We start from the raw sequence: 17,657 nt of genomic DNA on the forward strand, positions 1-17,657 counted from the left end.
TCAGATTTGAATGACAAGGTAAGAATGATTTCAATCCTTCAATAAAAAATCCGTGCTGGAATGGAATTTAAATAGTGTGTATATTTATACACACTAAAATTCACACTTTTGAACTAAAGTATTGTCAGAGAAAAATATATCTATTTCCGTGATCTGGGATAAATTGGGGCTGAGTTTATCAGCACTTTGTGCCATTCATTGTTTATTTGTTCCGGTTGTTATCGCCCTGTTACCATTAAGTCCGGTTGCACTTTCCATCGAGCATTGGTTACACCCGATATTTGCGGTATTGATCGCACCAACGATCTTTTATGCAGTAAGGCGGAGTCATTTTAACAAACATATTGTATCCCTTTTATCGATCGGATTTTTACTCATCATTGCAGGATGGCTAATAGGTGACTATTGGCTGGGACATGAATTTGAAACGGTAACTACTTTGATCGGTAGTATATTTTTGATACTTGGGCACTGGCAAAATTACCGTCACCACCAAACCTGCAAAAACGATACACACCATCATCATCCACTTGAAGAATCGTTCTTTAATCAGGAGGAGGCACATGAAACGACTTAATTTTACCTTAGATGATGCTACTGTAGAGTTGTTGAATAAGTTATCTGCCAAGTTTTATGGTGGTAATAAATCCCAGACTGTTCGGGCAGCTCTTGAGAGCCTGGCCGCCCATCAGGGGCATGATGGCTGGGTGATCACAGGCTATACCATGGCTCAAACCGACCATAATGTGAATTGTCATTCTTGTGGAGCTGAACATCAGGAAGGCAACATTGTTTTTAAGCCGGTTTTTGAAAAAGGAAACAGTCCTGCCGCCATTAGTCATATCCCCAAAGAAGAATGGGTGGAATGTTCGGATTGTGTGGAAAGCAGATAAAGCTCCTTTATTATGACAAAAACACAGATCGAACAGTATCTTTACAAACACATTCCAATAACCAAGGCGTTGGGAGTGAAAGCCATCTCTTTCTCAGAGAATGATGTGAAACTAAAGGCTCCTTTGTTCAATAATATTAATCACAGGTCTACGGCATTTGGCGGTAGTATAAGTAGTTTGTTGATCACCACGGGGTGGTCGTATTTGCGGTTATTGTTTGATGATCATGACCCTGTTCCTGCCATAGTGATAGGCAGAAGTTCGACAGAATATCTTAAACCGATCAATCAGGACTTCGTAGCTGAACTCTTGATCCCGGGAGAAGAGCAAAAAGAGAGATTTCGTGAAATGTATGATCGTTTTGGTAAGTCGCGGATCACTCTGAAGGCTCAAATAAAAGTGGGTGAACAAATTCAGGCTGCATTTGAGGGAGATTTTGTGGTGATGAAGCATCGGAAGCAATAAAACTGTTTTTGGCTTTTGTGCATTGACCGTTAAAGACGGTATATTTGCAGGCAAATTAGAAAGCCAAAAATTAGATATATGCTCCTCAAAAATGTAAAACCAGTAAGTAATTCCCATGACGGTAAAGAGACCATTGACATCCGCATTGAGGGGGATGTGATCACAGAGATCGGAAGTGGCTTGAAGGCCGGGAAAAAGGAAGAAACCCATGATCTGGGAGGGGCCTATGTATCCCCGGGTTGGATGGACATGCATGTTCATTTACGTGAACCGGGTTTTGAACATAAGGAGACTATTAAGACCGGTTGCGATGCGGCTGCTTTTGGTGGATTTACTGCAGTTGCATGCATGCCAAATACCAAACCTGCCACACACACCCGTGATGTGGTCGAATATATCATAAAGAAGGCACAGGACCTGCCGGTGGATGTTCACCCAATTGCCTGCGTTACAAAAGACCGCGCGGGTAAGTCGATTGCCGAAATGGCTGATATGAAGGAGGGAGGTGCTGTTGCTTTCAGTGACGATGGTGACCCGGTATATGATTCACAGGTCATGAGAGTAGCATTGGAGTACTCATCAATGCTTGAAATGCCGATAATCAACCATGAGGAAGACCTTGCTCTGTCGCGACCCGGCCACATGAATGAAGGGAAAGTGGCTACCCGGCTTGGCTTAGATGGAACGCCCGGAATTGCAGAAGAGGTCATGATAGCAAGAGACATCATGCTGGCAGAGTATACCGGAGGTCATATTCATGTAGCTCATATCAGTACCAAAAATGCGGTTGATCTGGTTCGTCAGGCTAAGAAAAAAGGCATCAATGTGACCACTGAAGTTTGTGCCCACCACTTTGATCTAACTGATGAGGAAATTGAAAGAACCAACTTCAATACAAATTTTAAAATGCATCCGCCACTCAGAACTCAGGAAGATGTGGATGCCATGGTAGAAGGCCTGGTAGATGGTACGATCGACGCGATCTGTACTGACCATGCTCCCCATGCCATTGAAGAGAAAGAAGTAGAATTTATTTATGCACCCAATGGGATTATTGGTCTTGAAACGGCCTGGTCTATCACCAATAAGAGGCTTTTTCAAACAGGTAAACTGAATCTTCAGCAATTGGTGGATAAACTATGCACTAAACCCCGTGAGATCCTTAGTCTTGAGGTACCAGAGATCAAAGAGGGAGCAAAAGCCAATCTTACTTTCTTCAATACGAATGAAGAATGGACTTTCACTCCAAAAAATGTACGATCCAGGTCAAAAAACTCACCTTACCTCTATGAGAAGCTGGTAGGCCGTGCGGTTGGAATTTTCAATAAAGGTCAGCTGGTACTAAATGAGCTTCGGTAAGATCCTTGCCATAGAAACGTCCACCCAGATCTGTTCTGTTTGTTATCAGGATGAGAATGGTGTGATACAAGAAAAAAGAACGGAAAGGAAGGGTTCACATTCTGAATTACTCTTTATTTTTATAAGGGAACTGATGCAGGAACATGGTTTTAAGATCAGCGACCTGAATGCCGTGTTGGTAAGTATCGGTCCGGGTTCCTATACAGGGTTACGAATAGCAGCCAGTGCGGTCAAAGGTTTGCTATTCGGGCAAGATATTAATGTTTATGCCGGAAACACGTTGGCGGGTTTCGCACAAATGGCAGGAAAAGGCAGGATCCATGCGGTGATAAATGCAAGAAGAAAGCATCTTTACCATCAGTTGTTTGAAAAAAACGGTGGGATACAGCCCATATCAGAGCCAAAAATTCTTGAATTGAAAGAGATCGAAGCTAATCTTGAAAGTGGAGATCAGATGATCGGCACAGGAATTGATCGGTTGAATGAGGATTTGGTTAATAGCCTGAATATATTGAATCCCACTTCGATTTCTGCCAAAGGATTGATAGAACTTTACCACAGTGGGTCAAAAGATGAGTTTTTCAGTAAAACGACGCCTGAAGATCTGGAATCAAATTATTTAACGAGCAGTCAGGTAAACAATACAAAATTGAAAGAGGCTAATTCTAACTAAAACAGATTCAGAATTAAGCATTAGAATCTTTATTTTTAATGCCTCAGAATCATAAAAAACTGCATATGTCCTGGTTTAAAAGAAAAGACGAAAATATACAGACCAACACACGTAAGGAAATGCCTGAAGGTGTTTGGATCAAAGTACCTACAACAGGCGAAACCATTCATAAGCGGGAGCTTGAGGATAATCTTTGGGTTGATCCGCTAAGTGGGTATCACTTCAGGATCGGAAGTGAGAAATATTTCGAGATCATATTTGATAACGGGAAATTTAAAGAGTTGGGACAGGAGATCCAGCCAACAGATCCATTAAACTTTGAAGACCGGAAAAAATACAAGGACCGCCTGAAGGAATATCAGGATAAGACGGGGCTTTCTGATGCCGCTCGCGTAGGCGTTGGTAAAATGAATAAGTTGGATCTGGTTGTAGCTTGTATGGATTTCTCTTTTATAGGTGGAAGTATGGGGTCTGTAGTTGGTGAAAGACTTGGTATTGCAATAGATCATGCCCGGGAGAATAAGATACCCCTGATGATCATTTCACAGACCGGCGGAGCCCGCATGATGGAAAGTGTTTTGAGTTTGATGCAAATGGCCAAGACATCAGCCAAGCTGGCCCAGCTTGAAGAAGAAAAAATACCGTATATCTCATATATGACCGATCCGACAACTGGTGGAGTAACAGCAAGTTATGCGATGCTTGGTGATTTCAATATTGCAGAGCCGGGAGCGTTGATCGGATTTGCCGGCCCGCGTGTGATCAGGCAGACCATTGGTCGTGATCTTCCGGAAGGATTCCAAACCGCTGAATATCTCCTGGAACATGGTTTTCTTGACTTCATTGTACCACGAAACAAGATGAAGTCTAAGCTGACTAAATTACTTAAGATCATTCAGCACAAGAATTAAAACACTCCATTTTAGAGTAAAATTCACAGAAAAGAATGCTTAATGCGTTCTTTTCTTGTTTTAACCCAACCTAACATCCTTATGACAAAACTCAGGTTATCACTTCTCTTTGCGTTATTGTTTACAGTTACAGCCGTAGCACAGGATCAGGTTAATAAACCGATCGAATTCGAGCACTTGCTTGACGGTACGTTTTCACCTCAAACAGTTCAAAATGTTCGCTGGATGAATGACGGGCAGTTCTACTCTGCTACCCGTGATAACAAAGTGATCAGGTACGACATCATTGATGGCACTGAAACGGTTTTGTTTGATGGGAATGAGTACAGCCTCAGTAACGGAGATTCTCCATTCCCAATTCAGGGATATCAATTTTCCGCTGATGAGTCCAAGCTGTTGCTTAAAACTGAGGTTGAGCAGATATGGAGAAGAAGCACACGTGAAAATTATTACGTATACGAAATTGAAACGGGTGCTCTTACTAAATTGACAGCAACAAGTGAAAAGCAGCAGTATGCTGAACTCTCGCCACAAGGTGACAAAGCTGCATTTGTAAGAAATAATGATCTTTTTTGGGTCGATCTCAATAGCGGTGAAGAAATTCAGATCACTGATGATGGTGAATTTAACAAGATCATCAATGGTGCAGCTGACTGGGTATATGAAGAGGAATTTGGTTTTGCCAAAGCATGGTTTTGGTCACCTGAAGGGGATAGAATTGCATTTTACAGGTTCAATGAAGAGCGTGTCAGAGAATTCTTTATGACCGATTGGGGTGGGTTATATCCTGAACCGATCCGCTTTAAATACCCAAAGGCCGGTGAACAAAATTCTATTGTAAGTATTCATGTCTATGATCTGGAAAACGGTGAAACCACAACAATGGATATTGGTGAAGAGACCGATCAATATATTCCCCGTATAAATTGGACCAGAGATAACGATCTACTGGCGATCAGAAGAATGAATCGTCTTCAGAATGAACAGGATCTTTTGTTTGCGGATGTTCAAAGCGGCACAACCGAGTTGATCTTGACCGAGAAAAGTGACACATGGCTGGATGTTCATGATGACCTGTATTTTCTTGAAAATGGTGTGCAATTCATAACGACGAGCGATCGAGACGGATATAATCACATTTACCTTTATGGAATGGATGGAGAACTGGTCAAACAGGTAACTTCAGGTGAATGGGATGTTACAGATTTCATCGGGCATGATGACAGAAATTATCGATTGTATTATATCAGTGCTGAAACCTCACCACTTGAAAGAAACCTGTACAGTGTTCGGGTGGATGGACGTCGTAAAGAAATGTTGACCAATGGGGAGGGATGGCATAGTATCAATATGAGTCGTGATTTTAAGTATTTCATTGACACCTACTCTGACCATAACAAACCCCCCGTTATTTCTCTGAACAGACAGGATGGCCGGCAGATACGAATACTGGAGTCTAATGAAGCATTGGTAAACAGGCTAAATGAGTATAGCTATGTTGAGAAAGAGTTTATGAACATTGATGTAAACGGAGCAACTTTAAATGCTTATATGCTTAAACCGGCGAATTTTGATTCAACAGGATCATACCCGGTTTTAATGTATGTATATGGTGGTCCGGGAAGTCAGACCGTAACAAAAGCCTTTGAAAGCGGGATCCGCCCCATGTGGCATCAATTCCTGGCCAATCAGGGGTATATAGTAGTATCTGTGGATAATCGTGGAACAGGAGCCCGGGGCCGTGATTTCAAAAAGCAAACGTATAAGAAATTGGGACAGTATGAAACTGAGGACCAAATAGCAGTTGCCAATTACCTGGCAAACCTGTCTTTTGTTGATGAAGACCGAATCGGAATTTGGGGATGGAGTTACGGAGGGTATATGTCATCTCTGGCACTTGCAGAGGGTTCGGATGTATTTAAGACAGCTATAGCAGTTGCACCGGTCACAGATTGGAGGTTCTATGATACTATTTACACGGAACGTTTTATGCAAACGCCACAAATGAATCCGGAAGGGTATCAAAATGGATCACCCCTTGAAAAAGCCGGGCAGATCAAAGGAAATTATTTATTGATCCATGGTACCGGAGACGACAATGTTCACTTTCAGAATACTGTCGAAATGATCGATGCATTGGTCGAATCTGATGTGGATTTTGAAACCATGATCTATCCGAACAGAAATCATGGTATATATGGTGGAAATACCAGACGACACCTGTACCGACTGATGAATGACTTCATCCTGGAAAACCTGTGATCGTTTTAAACCGAATCTTTATTCATTTTTAAATTCATAATACAAGCATGCGCTTTGCTGATTACGCTAAAATTTATGTAACTGCCGGAAGAGGAGGGGATGGATCCCTTCATTTCAGGAGAGAGAAGTATGTTCCGAAAGGAGGGCCTGATGGTGGCGACGGTGGAAAGGGGGGCGACGTAGTACTTGTAGGCAATGAGCAACTCAATACGATCCTTGATCTTCGTTATCGAAAATATATCAAGGCGGCAGCCGGAGAGAATGGAGCCAAACAAAGAAGTTCGGGTGCTGATGGACAAGATGAGATTCTGGAAGTACCCTTAGGTACAGTGGTCTTTGACGCTGATACAAAGGAACGTCTTGGTGAGATCACTGAACATGAAGAGAAACTTGTGATCGCCAAAGGCGGGAAAGGCGGGCTTGGTAACTGGCATTTTAAGAGCTCCACAAATCAAACTCCTCAGTATGCTCAGGAAGGCAAACCAGGTGAAGAACGTGTGGTTGAGCTTGAGCTGAAATTGATCGCAGATGTAGGATTGGTTGGCTTCCCCAATGCAGGAAAAAGTACTTTGCTTTCGGCCCTGTCTCATGCGAAGCCGAAAATCGCTGACTACCCTTTTACCACCCTGGAACCAAATCTTGGAGTCGTTAAATTCTCTGATTACCGCAGTTTTGTAATGGCTGATATTCCGGGCATCATTGAAGAAGCTCATGAAGGCAAAGGGCTTGGAATTCAATTTCTTCGACATATTGAACGCAACAATGTATTACTATTCATGGTGAGTGCAACCACCGATATTGAGTACGAATACAAGGCCTTACTCAATGAGTTAAAGTCGTATCGTAAAGATCTGCTTGATAAACCCAGGGTTCTAGCCATTACAAAGATGGACCTGAAAGAAGGGTATGAGTTGGATCAGGAACTTCACTTTGATGATGAAATTCCCGTTATTCCTATTTCGTCGGCTACCGGTCATGGTATCGATGAGCTTAGAGAGAAACTTTGGGAATTGATTCAAGATGTTAAAAAACAAGAAGAAACTTAGGGTACTATTAGCGCTTAGCATCATACCGGGGTTTGGTTGCCGGCGCGTTTTTAATCTGCTTAAACAAACTGAAGATCCGGAAAAGATCTTTCACCTGGGTAAGCGTGAACTTAGAGCTGTAGAGGGAATTGGTGAGGCCTCAGCTTTATCTGTTTTGTCATTTGACGACTGGGAAAAGGTTGATCATATCTTAGAGAAAACAGAACATGATGGTTCGGAGATCATTTCACTGGCTGATCCAGAATATCCGGACCTGCTAAAGCAGATCTATGACCCACCCATACTTTTTTGGTTAAGGGGGAATGCAGAGGCTTTGAAGCAACCCGGTGTTGCTGTAGTTGGCACCCGTAATACTTCACCATATGGAAGAAAGATGGCCGGGAAATTTACCGGAGAACTGGCAGAAAAAGGCTTATGTATTTTCAGTGGGCTGGCGCATGGTATTGATGCTATTGCTCATAAAACTGCACTGGAACACAATGCAAGAACGGTCGCTGTACTTGGTTCAGGCATAGATAATTTATATCCCCGGAAAAATGCGGGTTTAGCTAATGAGATCGTCAGATCAGGTGGGGCTGTGATCACAGAATACCCGCTTGGAACAAATCCGGATGCCGGTAATTTTCCGGTTCGTAACAGGATCGTAAGTGGAATGAGTTTGGGTGTGTTAGTGATCGAATCGGGAGTGAAAGGTGGCAGTATGATAACAGCTGATCTGGCATTGGATCAAAACCGGGAGGTATTTGCTGTTCCCCATCCTGTTTTGAGCCCCTCAGGAACAGGTTGTAATTATCTGATCAAGAGAGGTGCCGCAAAACTCATACAAACAGTGGATGATATCCTTATGGAGCTGCCTGTTGGCATGGATTCAGGAACTCAAATAGGATCCATTCAGGAAAGCAAAAAAAGTGATTGGCGCAATGAAGACCTAGACCAAAGATCGCAAAAGATCTGTGAAACACTTGAAGAAAAAGCTTATCAGATAGATGACTTAAGTGATATAGTGGGGATAGAAACCAGTCAACTATTAGTGGCTCTGTTACAGCTTGAGATGGAAGGGCTTGTTAGCCAGAAAGCAGGCAAGATATTCGAGTTAAAATAAAAAATACCGATCCCATTGTAAAAACTGCTACAACGGAACCGGTTATTTATTTACGTTTTATATCGATAAATGGCTGCCAGGCCGGAGTTTTCCGGCACTTCCTTTTGAGGAAGTCCATATAGCGTGCTGCCATTTCGTATCGCCGATATGGCTGCAAAATTGATCAGGTCAATGGTTTTGCCATTCATCTTATCAGAGATCTCAACCTGATTTTTCTCTGGGTCAAAAATACCGTACTGATGAAATCCCATTGGAACAAATAAGGTGTCCACTTTTCCAAAGTAGGCACTCTTGATCACATCACCAATATCAGTTGAGATGAGTTCACTGCCTTTCAGGTTATTAAAGCGTTCAATATCACTGTCGATCTCCTCACGGAAATACTCTTCAACGATCTCCCATGATTCATCCTCGATCTCTTTAACGCTTTTGTTATCACAATTCCCGGCAATATTATTCTCCAGTACATTAAAGTACTTATTAGCTTTCCGGTAGTAAGAAACCATTTTTTCTGGCCCAGCCAATACCAAAGGACCATTCACCTTTTTGAGATACTTAGTGACCTTATTCTCTATATGCTTAAGGAATAGCTCCAGCTCTTTATTGTTCTCGTCCATTTCACTTCCCTGACCATGGAATACGGCTCCACCGCCCCGGGCACCGGAGTGATGTTGAACTGAGCGTTCGTGTACATGGTATTTCAGGTGATCTTCCATGCTCGTTGGCACACTTTCAAAAGTGATCTGTTTGGTCTCATCAGGCTCAATCTTGAACATTTTTGTCTCATTTTGGCTAAGAACCAAAACATGATAGGAACTATGATGGTTTTGGAGTTCCAGAAGAGGGGTGATCAGGAAGTTTTCCGAGATGTAGTAATTTTCTTTTGGTGAAACAGGGATCTTGAAAATGTCGAAATAATCTTCGTTTGCATAGATCGCCAGACCTTTATCCTGATGCAGCCAAAACTGATTTTCTTCAGTTTTGTCAATTACAGGCTTAAAGAGATCATCCACCTTATTTTCTTTCCAGCCGAGATCGATGAGATCCATTTTGGCTTTTTGTATCAAATTTTTGAGCCGTATAGAATCTTGTTTAGCCTCTTCTCCTGTTTTATGGGTTGGCAGGAAGATCGTGACATTCAAATCTTGGGTTTGACCAAGTAATTTTTCAATAGTTTCTCTTCTTACTACACTCATTTATAACTCCTCTTTTATTTTAGATGTAGTTGTATATCTATATATCACAACACATTCTGGGACTCAGTGTTCCCGAAGTATGCGGTGATCACTACACGCAATTAATGAGGTTTGGCAATTAAAGTAAAGCGGATTTACTGCCCGAAAGATATTTTATAGGATCAGGAACTTAAAGCCTCTATCATGACGTCGATTTTTTTGTCAAGAGTGGCAACAGCGGGGCCATAATCATCCGCACTCATTAGGTTTACATTGACGCTGCAATAGAATTTGATCTTAGGTTCTGTTCCGGATGGCCTAACGGATACCATACTTCCATCCTCAGTGATGAACTGAAGTACATTGGATTTAGGTAATTCAATGTCTGTGATCTCACCGGTAGCAATATTCTTCTCTTTAGAACTTTGATAATCCTTGATGGTCACAACCTGAGAACCGGCCAGTTTTTTGGGGGGATCTGACCGAAAGTTCATCATCATTTTCTTGATCTCTTCCGCTCCCGATTTCCCTTTTTTATAAACTGATTTGAGAGCTTCCCGGAACAGGCCGTATTCCACATACATATCAAGCATGGCCTCATAGAGACTACTTCCCTGATCCTTGTAATAGGCCGCCATCTCTGCGATCATGGCGCAGGATATTACTGCATCCTTGTCTCTGACATGCTCCCCTATGAGATACCCATAGCTTTCCTCACCGCCGGCAATGAACTGCTTCTTACCTTCCAGTTTGGTCATGAGTTCACCGATATATTTAAACCCGGTAAGTGTATTGAAACACTCCACACCTTTATCTTCGGCAATTCGATCAATGATATAGGAGGTTACGACCGTTTTTACGATATATTCATTTCCTGTGATCTTTCCTGCTTTTTCCCAGGCATCAAGCATATAATTTATCAGAAGGGAACCTGTTTGATTACCGTTCAAAAGCACTAATTCTCCTTCAGTATTACGAACGGCAATTCCAACACGATCGGCGTCAGGATCGGTTGCCATGACAAGGTCAGCTCCTACAGCTTTGGCTTTTTCAAGAGCCATGTCGAGTGCTTCTTTTTCTTCTGGATTAGGAAAGACCACAGTTGGGAAATCACCATCCGCGGTCATTTGTTCATCAACTAAGATCACATTCTCGAATCCAAAACGTTCTAATACCTCAGGCACCAGTTTTCGGGAAGTACCGTGAATGGGTGAAAAAACGATCTTCATATCCTTTTGACGGCTGATGGCATCTTTTGATACAGATAGCTTTTCAAGTTCTTCAAGGTATCGTTCATCGATCTCTTTGCCGATCACCTCGATCAGGCCATCATTGCGTTCAAAATTAACTTCATCAATTGAGTTGATGTTCTGAACTTCTTCCATCACCATTTTATCGTGAGGAGCTACCAGCTGGCCGCCATCCGCGCCATAAGCTTTGTATCCATTATATTCTTTAGGGTTGTGAGAGGCGGTCAACATAACGCCACTGTGACAGCTCAGTTCACGAATAGCAAAGGACAATTCAGGGGTTGGCCGCAGTGCATCAAAGAAATAAACTTGGATCCCATTTGCAGAAAACACATTGGCCACAACATTGGCTAACTCAGTGGAGTTATTACGGCAATCATGAGCAATAACTACTTTTATATCTTCATTGGGATATTGCTTTTTCAGGAAGTTCGAAAGGCCCTGTGTGGCCATACCAAAAGTGTATTTATTTACACGGTTTGAACCGACTCCCATGATCCCGCGTAATCCTCCGGTTCCAAACTCCAGATCTTTGTAAAAGGCATCGGTCAGTTCATCAAATTTTTCATCATCCAATTTCCTACGGATCTCAGTCTTTATGTCTTCATCGTAACTGCCGGAAAGCCATTGATCAATTTTGTTTTGTACAGCCGAATCTAATGCGTCCATCTTTTGAAAATATCTGTGTTTTTGGATTCTTTATTTAGAGCAGTAAATATAATTAATTAAAGCAGGGGTTTCATTAAAACATTATTCATTAGATGAGGTAATGTTAGATATAATTGAAGCCTCATTTCCGCTCCGACGCTGAGCGTCAGGAGCGAGTGAAGTAGAAAATCGTTAAGCCCAAGTAATACTACCTGACAAAATTCTCAATAAAGCGTCCCCTTCGACTGGTTCCACACGCTCTGCGTTGTAACCAAAATGGGGCTTATTTTGTAAGACGGCCTCAACTGGGACCCATCCTTGTTCCTTCCCTCCGTGACGTTGACGCTCCGCAAGGAAGGAGACGCTTGTATGATTAGTGATATTGTTTTACCGCTAAGCTTAAATTACATTACCTGACAAAACCCTCACCAAAGCGTCCTCTTGCCCTGCGGCTGTGAAAAGAGGGGATGGTTTAATTCTATGTGCCGTAGGGAAAGGGCCAGGGATAGGGTCCGTTAAGACATGGCAACCAAACTTGATCTGACCGATAACCGGTCTGTTCGATAGTTAAGGTTTGGTAAGTTGAATCAAACCATCAGTCAGACGGGCATGGAGTAGTCAGACCGGGATACTGAAATGTTTTGGGTACTTACGATACCATGGGATGGAATGATCCGTCAGACCGAAAAGTCGGTGCTATTTCTTCTCTTCTGAAATATCCAGATCCTTCAAAGAAAGTCCGTCCATCAGTGTTTCATAATTTGAGATGTCCTTAGGCAGTATAACCTGATTCTCATCCCGCCCAAGGCCGGATAATACTTCGATATATTTTTCAGAAAGTTGAAGCTTCATGGCTTCTTTTCCTTTTGGCTGAGATAGAGCAGAAGCAACCTCTTCAATAGATTTTGCTGTAGCTTCAGCAATTGAAAGTATTTCCTGGGCATAACCTTCAGCTTCATTGATGCGGCGCTGCATCTCTGCTTCCGATATGTTGATGATCTCTGCTCGCATACCTTCCGCATCATTGACCTTTGAACCCTTCACTCCCTCAGATTTCGCTATAATAGCCCGGCGATCCCGTTCTGCGGTCATCTGACGCTCCATGGCTTTCTGAACCGTTCGGGGTGTGACAATATTCTTGATCTCATAACGGTGCACTTTGATCCCCCACACTTGTTCAACTTCACTAAGTACATTGACTACTTCACGACTCATGGAAGCTCGCTCTTCAAAGGTTTCGTCCAGATCCATATTACCTAGAACTGATCGGGTAGTGGTTTGGGCCAGCTGAACTGCAGCATACCTATAATCCGTGACACCATAACTTGCGTTCACCGGATCGACCACACTAAGATAGATCACGCCATCCACTTCAACCTTAACGTTGTCTTTGGTAAAACATTCCTGAGGCTCTACCTCTATGGTCTCTTCCCTAAGATCCTGCTTATAAACTACTTTATCTAAAATAGGGATGAGTGCATGAAAGCCTGGTCCGAGGGTTTTGTGATAATTCCCAAGACGTTCAACGATAAAGGCAAACTGATTGGGTACCAACCTCAGTGAACGGATGAATTGATACATCACGTAAATGGAGAAGAGTCCTAATAATACTTTACTGATTGTTTCGATGATTTCCATTGTACTTCTCCTTATTTACCTGTTTGGGTTGATGTATCTTTAGTATGATCACTGATCTGACTGACTCCTTCAAAGAAGGTCTTCAGGTTAGCAGTTTCAGTAGGGAGGACGGATACATTCGATTTTTTGATGATATTCCCAAACTGTTTGATGTATTGCTCCACCAGTTTCGTTTTAACAGCCAGTTCACCCCCCGGTTTTTCAATGGCCTCTGCCACACGGCGAATTCCTTTAGCCGTAGCCGTGGCAATGAGTTCAATTTCTTTTGCCCTGCCTTTGGCTTCGTTGATACGTTTTTGACGATTAGCCTCAGAAACCAGCACCTGACTTTGCTGCTCACCTTCTGATTCATAGATACGTGCCTGACGATGTCCCTCTGAATTGGTGATCTCGGCACGTTTTTCACGTTCGGCCTCCATTTGCCGTTCCATGGTATCCACGATCTCATTGGAGGGGTTGATATTCTTTAACTCATATCGCATCACTTTAACGCCCCATGGATCGGCTGCTTTGTCGATTTCACGAACAATATTTTCATTCATTTTATCTCGTTCCGAAAAGGTATCATCCAGGGTCATCTTACCGATCTCTGATCGCATGGTGGTTTGAGCCAGGTTTACGGCTGCTGCCTGATAGTTCGAGATCCCGTAACTTGCTTTGTAGGAATCCATTACTTTCAGGTAAACCAGCCCATCTACGGATACCTCAATGTTGTCTTTAGTGATACAGGTTTGGCTGGGAACATCGATAACCTGTTCACGCATTTCCTGACTGTAAGCCGGACGGTCAACGAACGGAATTAAGAAGTGAAACCCGGGTTTCAGAGTTTTTTTGTATTTACCCAGGCGCTCCTGAATAACTTCTTCCCGAAACTCCACGATCTGGAATAATCGGGTTAGTATGAAATAAGATAAAACGATAACGATCAGTATTGTGGTCCAAATCATGTCAGTTTTTATTTGATTCTTTGAGTTGATTTCCTGTTTGGTCAATGAGGTCAACAGGTTCCACGATCCATGTGGTATTGTCACGGTATTTGATGCGGACCTGAACTCCGGCCGGAATATCCCCCTCCATTGAACGGGCCTGCCACGATATTCCCTGGAAGCGAATTCTGCCATCATTATTGAATTCGTTGATCGGCTCGGTCACTTCAACAACCTGATCCATGGCCTCAAAATCTTCATCAGCTAATTTGTATGAGCTTTCACCTTTGAAATATTTATTGATAAATGGGCGAATGGCAATGGTCATGACAGTTGATGAGAATAACCAGATAAAAGTGGCGGTCAAAGGATCCTCTAAAAAACCAAAATATCTCAGGATTCCGACTCCCAAACCACTCAAACCAAGTAATATTGCAACACCGCCGGGTAGAACCGCTTCAAGTAATATCAGAAGTATGCCCCCGATAAGGAAGATCCAAGTAAGAATTTCACTATCCATTTGTAACACCTTTTTAATTTGTATGATAGATAGGGATTTGAGATCAAAAATACATATCAGATTTTGATTTATTTTAAGTTAAAATAGGTTAGGACAAATAAGGATCAATTATTTTAGTTAGAAGGAGATAGTGCAAAAAGAGAATAAATCCATAAAATCGCTTTGGCTGACCCTGAAGCAGATCTTTGCTTTGAGCAAACCTTACCGGTTACGTTTTTATGCGGCCACGGTAGCAGCCCTGATCGCGTCAGCTGTATGGCTTACAGTGCCATTGGGTTTGCGTGAACTGTTAGACGCTGTCTTTGAATCCGGTAATAACGAATTACTGAATTGGCTGGCTGTTGGGTTATTCGGGCTGTTCATCTTGCAGGCCGCATTTTCATTTTTTGGGAATTACCATTTGGAATGGGTTGGTGAGAGGGTTATCACTGATCTGCGTAAGAAAGTTTACGAACACCTACACCGGCTCGGATTTAAGTTCTTTGCTGAAAGACGCCTGGGGGAGATCACCTCACGACTTACCAATGACGTCGGATCGATTCGTACAGCCCTGACGGATTCACTACCTCAATTACTGACGATCACATTTTCCTTGATCGGTTCTGTTTCTCTGATGGTTGTTCTGAATTGGCGCTTGAGTATGGTGATCTTTGTGACGGTTCCTTTTGTGACCCTGGCTACAAGATATTTTGGCCAAAAGATCCGGCATCTGTCAAAAGATATTCAGGATGAGTTGGCTGACTCTACTGCTGTGGCTGAGGACGCTTTAGGGGCTGTTCGCCTGGTAAAGGCATTTGTTCGGGAAGATTACGAAGTAACGCGATATAAAGAGGCTGTGGAGAAACTGTTTACCACGGCGCGACGGAAGGTTGTACTTACTCAGTTTTTTTGGTCCGGAGTAGGGATCATGTTCATGAGTACACTGGTCATCATCTTTTGGTATGGTGGAAAGGAAGTTTTAGCTGACCGGCTTACTGCAGGTGACCTTGTAGCCTTTATCATTTATGCGTTGAATATTTCAAGATCAATCAGTCAAACTTCCAGACTATATACGGCTGTTAATACTGCAGCCGGTGCATCAGAACGTATCTTTGAGCTACTTGAAGAAACACCCGAGATAGAGAATAACCCAAATGCGGTAGAGTTAGATTCAGTAACAGGGGAGGTTATGGTTCAGAACCTATGGTTTAGTTACGAAGGGGAAAAAGATGTCTTGAAAGGGATCTCATTTACAGCTGAAGCCGGTAAAACGGTGGCTCTGGTTGGGCCAAGCGGAGCCGGAAAGACCACACTTCTCAATCTGATCCCACGTTTCTATGATCCTCAAAAAGGATCGATCAGCGTGGATGGAATAAATATTCAAAATGTGAGGTTTAAATCTCTCAGGCATCATATTTCTATTGTACCTCAGGAAGTTCACTTATTTGGAACCTCCATTCGAGAGAATATCATCTATGGGAAATTGGATGCCACTGAAGAGGAGATCATTCAGGCGGCTAAAGATGCCAATGCACATGAATTCATTCTTGAAACAGAACAAGGATATGAATCATTGGTTGGTGAAAAAGGTGTGAAACTGAGTGGCGGACAACGACAACGACTGGCTATTGCCCGGGCAATTCTTAAAGATCCTGCCATTCTATTACTGGATGAAGCAACATCTTCATTGGATTCAGAGTCTGAGGCTCAGGTTCAGGAAGCATTGAACCGGCTCATGGAAAACAGAACCACCTTTGTTATTGCACATAGGTTATCTACCGTTCAGCATGCAGATAAGATCCTGGTCATGGATGAAGGGAAGATCGTAGAAGAAGGTACTCATCTCGATTTACTCGAGAAAAAAGGATTATACAGCCACCTGTATGAACTTCAGTTCAGGGATCTGGATGAACCAAAAAGTATGATTGGAGACAGATTTTAGTTAGTTGTCAGCCTCAAATGCGTTTACAACATCCGGAAAACTCATTTGCTGCAATAAACCGTTTTCATTAAGCTGATCCAGAAATTCTGGAGTAACACCGGCTTCGTAATAGGCAACTACGGCAGGAAATGATGAGATCTGCAGGTAACCTGCCTGATTTAACTCATTAAGGTACTCCATAGTAACTCCGCTCTCATTAAAAGCGATGACAGCTGGGAATGATTGGGTTTGTAAAAAGCCTGCTTCATTCAAAGTGCTTAGATAATCCATGCTAACCTCACTTTCATAAAAAGCGATGACTGCAGGAAAAGATTGGTCAGTGATCCCGGCATCAGAAAGCTGATTCAGGTATTCAATTGTAACACCGGCTTCGTACATGGTTTGAAGACCTATATTACTATAATACTCATTTAATCCACTCGCATTGGCTGCGGCAAGAAATTCTACAAAGCCTTCTCCTGCAACTTCACCCGGGGCCATGGGGTTTTCCGGTATGGCGGGAATTGTGGGAATGTCAACGGATGGCACTTCAGGTGCGGTAACGAATGTGACTTCGTCATTGCCAAAGATGTTATTCCAGGCCTGGCCTATGCTCCAATCATTGATCCACAGATAAGAAGCTGCAAAAACCAGAAAAATGAGTACAGCGTTTTTGAATTGGGATCTGTCATCCTCCTCCACAACTGTATGAGTTTCAGGAATTTGACCTTCACGACTCATCCTGTTTATGTATTCATCTAAATTGAAATTTGGGTCATAGTCGGCATGACCATCAATTTCTGATTCGAAGGAGTAATTGTTGTGCTTATTTTTTTGTCCCATGAGCAAATGTTTTCACTTAAGACGTTAAAAACAAGGCAAAAGTTTC

At 42.6% G+C, this 17,657-nt stretch carries 16 protein-coding genes; 10 read left to right on the plus strand and 6 right to left on the minus strand.

Annotation, left to right across the window (positions count from 1 at the left end):
• Positions 1–121: 121 nt before the first annotated feature.
• The 9 genes from AC13FX_RS10885 to dprA all read left to right on the plus strand — a co-directional run bounded on the left by AC13FX_RS10885 (position 122) and on the right by dprA (position 8,711).
• A complete protein-coding gene (locus AC13FX_RS10885; RefSeq protein WP_482880649.1) occupies positions 122–577 on the plus strand; it encodes a MerC domain-containing protein in 456 nt (151 codons plus the stop codon).
• Positions 564–893, plus strand: a complete 330-nt coding sequence (locus AC13FX_RS10890) for a ribbon-helix-helix domain-containing protein (RefSeq protein ID WP_482880650.1) — start codon at positions 564–566, stop codon at positions 891–893. Before AC13FX_RS10885 ends, AC13FX_RS10890 begins: the two co-directional genes overlap by 14 nt.
• Positions 894–905: 12 nt before the next feature.
• On the plus strand, positions 906–1,358 hold the full coding sequence (locus AC13FX_RS10895; RefSeq protein ID WP_482880652.1) for a YiiD C-terminal domain-containing protein: 453 nt from the start codon (positions 906–908) through the stop codon (positions 1,356–1,358).
• Positions 1,359–1,436: 78 nt separating this feature from the next.
• A complete protein-coding gene (locus tag AC13FX_RS10900; RefSeq protein ID WP_482880653.1) occupies positions 1,437–2,717 on the plus strand; it encodes a dihydroorotase in 1,281 nt (426 codons plus the stop codon).
• Positions 2,704–3,390, plus strand: coding sequence for a tRNA (adenosine(37)-N6)-threonylcarbamoyltransferase complex dimerization subunit type 1 TsaB (gene tsaB, locus AC13FX_RS10905; RefSeq protein ID WP_482880655.1), 687 nt, complete (start codon positions 2,704–2,706; stop codon positions 3,388–3,390). The genes AC13FX_RS10900 and tsaB overlap by 14 nt, the downstream gene beginning before the upstream one ends.
• Before the next feature lie 65 nt (positions 3,391–3,455).
• Positions 3,456–4,301: an acetyl-CoA carboxylase, carboxyltransferase subunit beta gene (gene accD, locus AC13FX_RS10910; protein ID WP_482880656.1), complete on the plus strand. Its 846-nt coding sequence runs from the start codon at positions 3,456–3,458 to the stop codon at positions 4,299–4,301.
• A gap of 81 nt (positions 4,302–4,382) precedes the next feature.
• Positions 4,383–6,563 (plus strand): S9 family peptidase, encoded by a 2,181-nt coding sequence (locus AC13FX_RS10915; protein WP_482880657.1) that lies wholly within the window; start codon positions 4,383–4,385, stop codon positions 6,561–6,563.
• A gap of 47 nt (positions 6,564–6,610) precedes the next feature.
• Positions 6,611–7,609 (plus strand): GTPase ObgE, encoded by a 999-nt coding sequence (gene obgE, locus AC13FX_RS10920; protein WP_482880658.1) that lies wholly within the window; start codon positions 6,611–6,613, stop codon positions 7,607–7,609.
• Positions 7,584–8,711 (plus strand): DNA-processing protein DprA, encoded by a 1,128-nt coding sequence (dprA, locus tag AC13FX_RS10925; RefSeq protein ID WP_482880660.1) that lies wholly within the window; start codon positions 7,584–7,586, stop codon positions 8,709–8,711. Before obgE ends, dprA begins: the two co-directional genes overlap by 26 nt.
• Positions 8,712–8,761: 50 nt before the next feature.
• On the opposite strand, the gene AC13FX_RS10930 is transcribed toward dprA, so the two are convergent.
• The 5 genes from AC13FX_RS10930 to AC13FX_RS10950 form a co-directional block, all read right to left on the minus strand.
• Positions 8,762–9,907, minus strand: coding sequence for a baeRF7 domain-containing protein (locus tag AC13FX_RS10930; RefSeq protein WP_482880661.1), 1,146 nt, complete (start codon positions 9,905–9,907; stop codon positions 8,762–8,764).
• 161 nt (positions 9,908–10,068) lie between these two features.
• Positions 10,069–11,805: a phospho-sugar mutase gene (locus AC13FX_RS10935; protein ID WP_482880662.1), complete on the minus strand. Its 1,737-nt coding sequence runs from the start codon at positions 11,803–11,805 to the stop codon at positions 10,069–10,071.
• Positions 11,806–12,480: 675 nt separating this feature from the next.
• Positions 12,481–13,422 carry an SPFH domain-containing protein gene (locus AC13FX_RS10940; RefSeq protein ID WP_482880664.1) on the minus strand — a complete coding sequence of 314 codons (942 nt, stop codon included), beginning with the start codon at positions 13,420–13,422 and terminating at the stop codon, positions 12,481–12,483.
• Between the two features lie 11 nt (positions 13,423–13,433).
• Entirely contained in the window at positions 13,434–14,369 is a 936-nt protein-coding gene (locus AC13FX_RS10945) for an SPFH domain-containing protein (protein WP_482880666.1), read from the minus strand.
• A 1-nt stretch (position 14,370) separates the two neighbouring features.
• Positions 14,371–14,868, minus strand: a complete 498-nt coding sequence (locus AC13FX_RS10950) for an NfeD family protein (RefSeq protein WP_482880668.1) — start codon at positions 14,866–14,868, stop codon at positions 14,371–14,373.
• Positions 14,869–14,998: 130 nt separating this feature from the next.
• Between AC13FX_RS10950 and AC13FX_RS10955 the strand changes: the two genes are divergently transcribed.
• Complete coding sequence (locus AC13FX_RS10955; protein WP_482880669.1) at positions 14,999–16,789, plus strand: ABC transporter ATP-binding protein; 1,791 nt, start codon at positions 14,999–15,001, stop codon at positions 16,787–16,789.
• On the opposite strand, the gene AC13FX_RS10960 is transcribed toward AC13FX_RS10955, so the two are convergent.
• Complete coding sequence (locus AC13FX_RS10960) at positions 16,790–17,611, minus strand: hypothetical protein (protein WP_482880670.1); 822 nt, start codon at positions 17,609–17,611, stop codon at positions 16,790–16,792.
• Between the last annotated feature and the right edge of the window lie 46 nt (positions 17,612–17,657).

The organism is Gracilimonas sp. B-17, assembly GCF_056857935.1.

What these genes read in the sequence shown, in the direction of transcription:
- AC13FX_RS10930 (WP_482880661.1), bottom strand. Translation starts at nt 9,907, where the DNA reads ATGAGTGTAGTAAGAAGAGAAACTATTGAAAAATTACTTGGTCAAACC.
- accD (WP_482880656.1), top strand. Translation starts at nt 3,456, where the DNA reads ATGTCCTGGTTTAAAAGAAAAGACGAAAATATACAGACCAACACACGT.
- dprA (WP_482880660.1), top strand. Translation starts at nt 7,584, where the DNA reads ATGTTAAAAAACAAGAAGAAACTTAGGGTACTATTAGCGCTTAGCATC.
- AC13FX_RS10945 (WP_482880666.1), bottom strand. Translation starts at nt 14,369, where the DNA reads ATGATTTGGACCACAATACTGATCGTTATCGTTTTATCTTATTTCATA.
- AC13FX_RS10900 (WP_482880653.1), top strand. Translation starts at nt 1,437, where the DNA reads ATGCTCCTCAAAAATGTAAAACCAGTAAGTAATTCCCATGACGGTAAA.
- AC13FX_RS10895 (WP_482880652.1), top strand. Translation starts at nt 906, where the DNA reads ATGACAAAAACACAGATCGAACAGTATCTTTACAAACACATTCCAATA.
- AC13FX_RS10950 (WP_482880668.1), bottom strand. Translation starts at nt 14,868, where the DNA reads ATGGATAGTGAAATTCTTACTTGGATCTTCCTTATCGGGGGCATACTT.
- AC13FX_RS10935 (WP_482880662.1), bottom strand. Translation starts at nt 11,805, where the DNA reads ATGGACGCATTAGATTCGGCTGTACAAAACAAAATTGATCAATGGCTT.
- AC13FX_RS10890 (WP_482880650.1), top strand. Translation starts at nt 564, where the DNA reads ATGAAACGACTTAATTTTACCTTAGATGATGCTACTGTAGAGTTGTTG.
- tsaB (WP_482880655.1), top strand. Translation starts at nt 2,704, where the DNA reads ATGAGCTTCGGTAAGATCCTTGCCATAGAAACGTCCACCCAGATCTGT.
- AC13FX_RS10960 (WP_482880670.1), bottom strand. Translation starts at nt 17,611, where the DNA reads ATGGGACAAAAAAATAAGCACAACAATTACTCCTTCGAATCAGAAATT.
- obgE (WP_482880658.1), top strand. Translation starts at nt 6,611, where the DNA reads ATGCGCTTTGCTGATTACGCTAAAATTTATGTAACTGCCGGAAGAGGA.
- AC13FX_RS10940 (WP_482880664.1), bottom strand. Translation starts at nt 13,422, where the DNA reads ATGGAAATCATCGAAACAATCAGTAAAGTATTATTAGGACTCTTCTCC.
- AC13FX_RS10915 (WP_482880657.1), top strand. Translation starts at nt 4,383, where the DNA reads ATGACAAAACTCAGGTTATCACTTCTCTTTGCGTTATTGTTTACAGTT.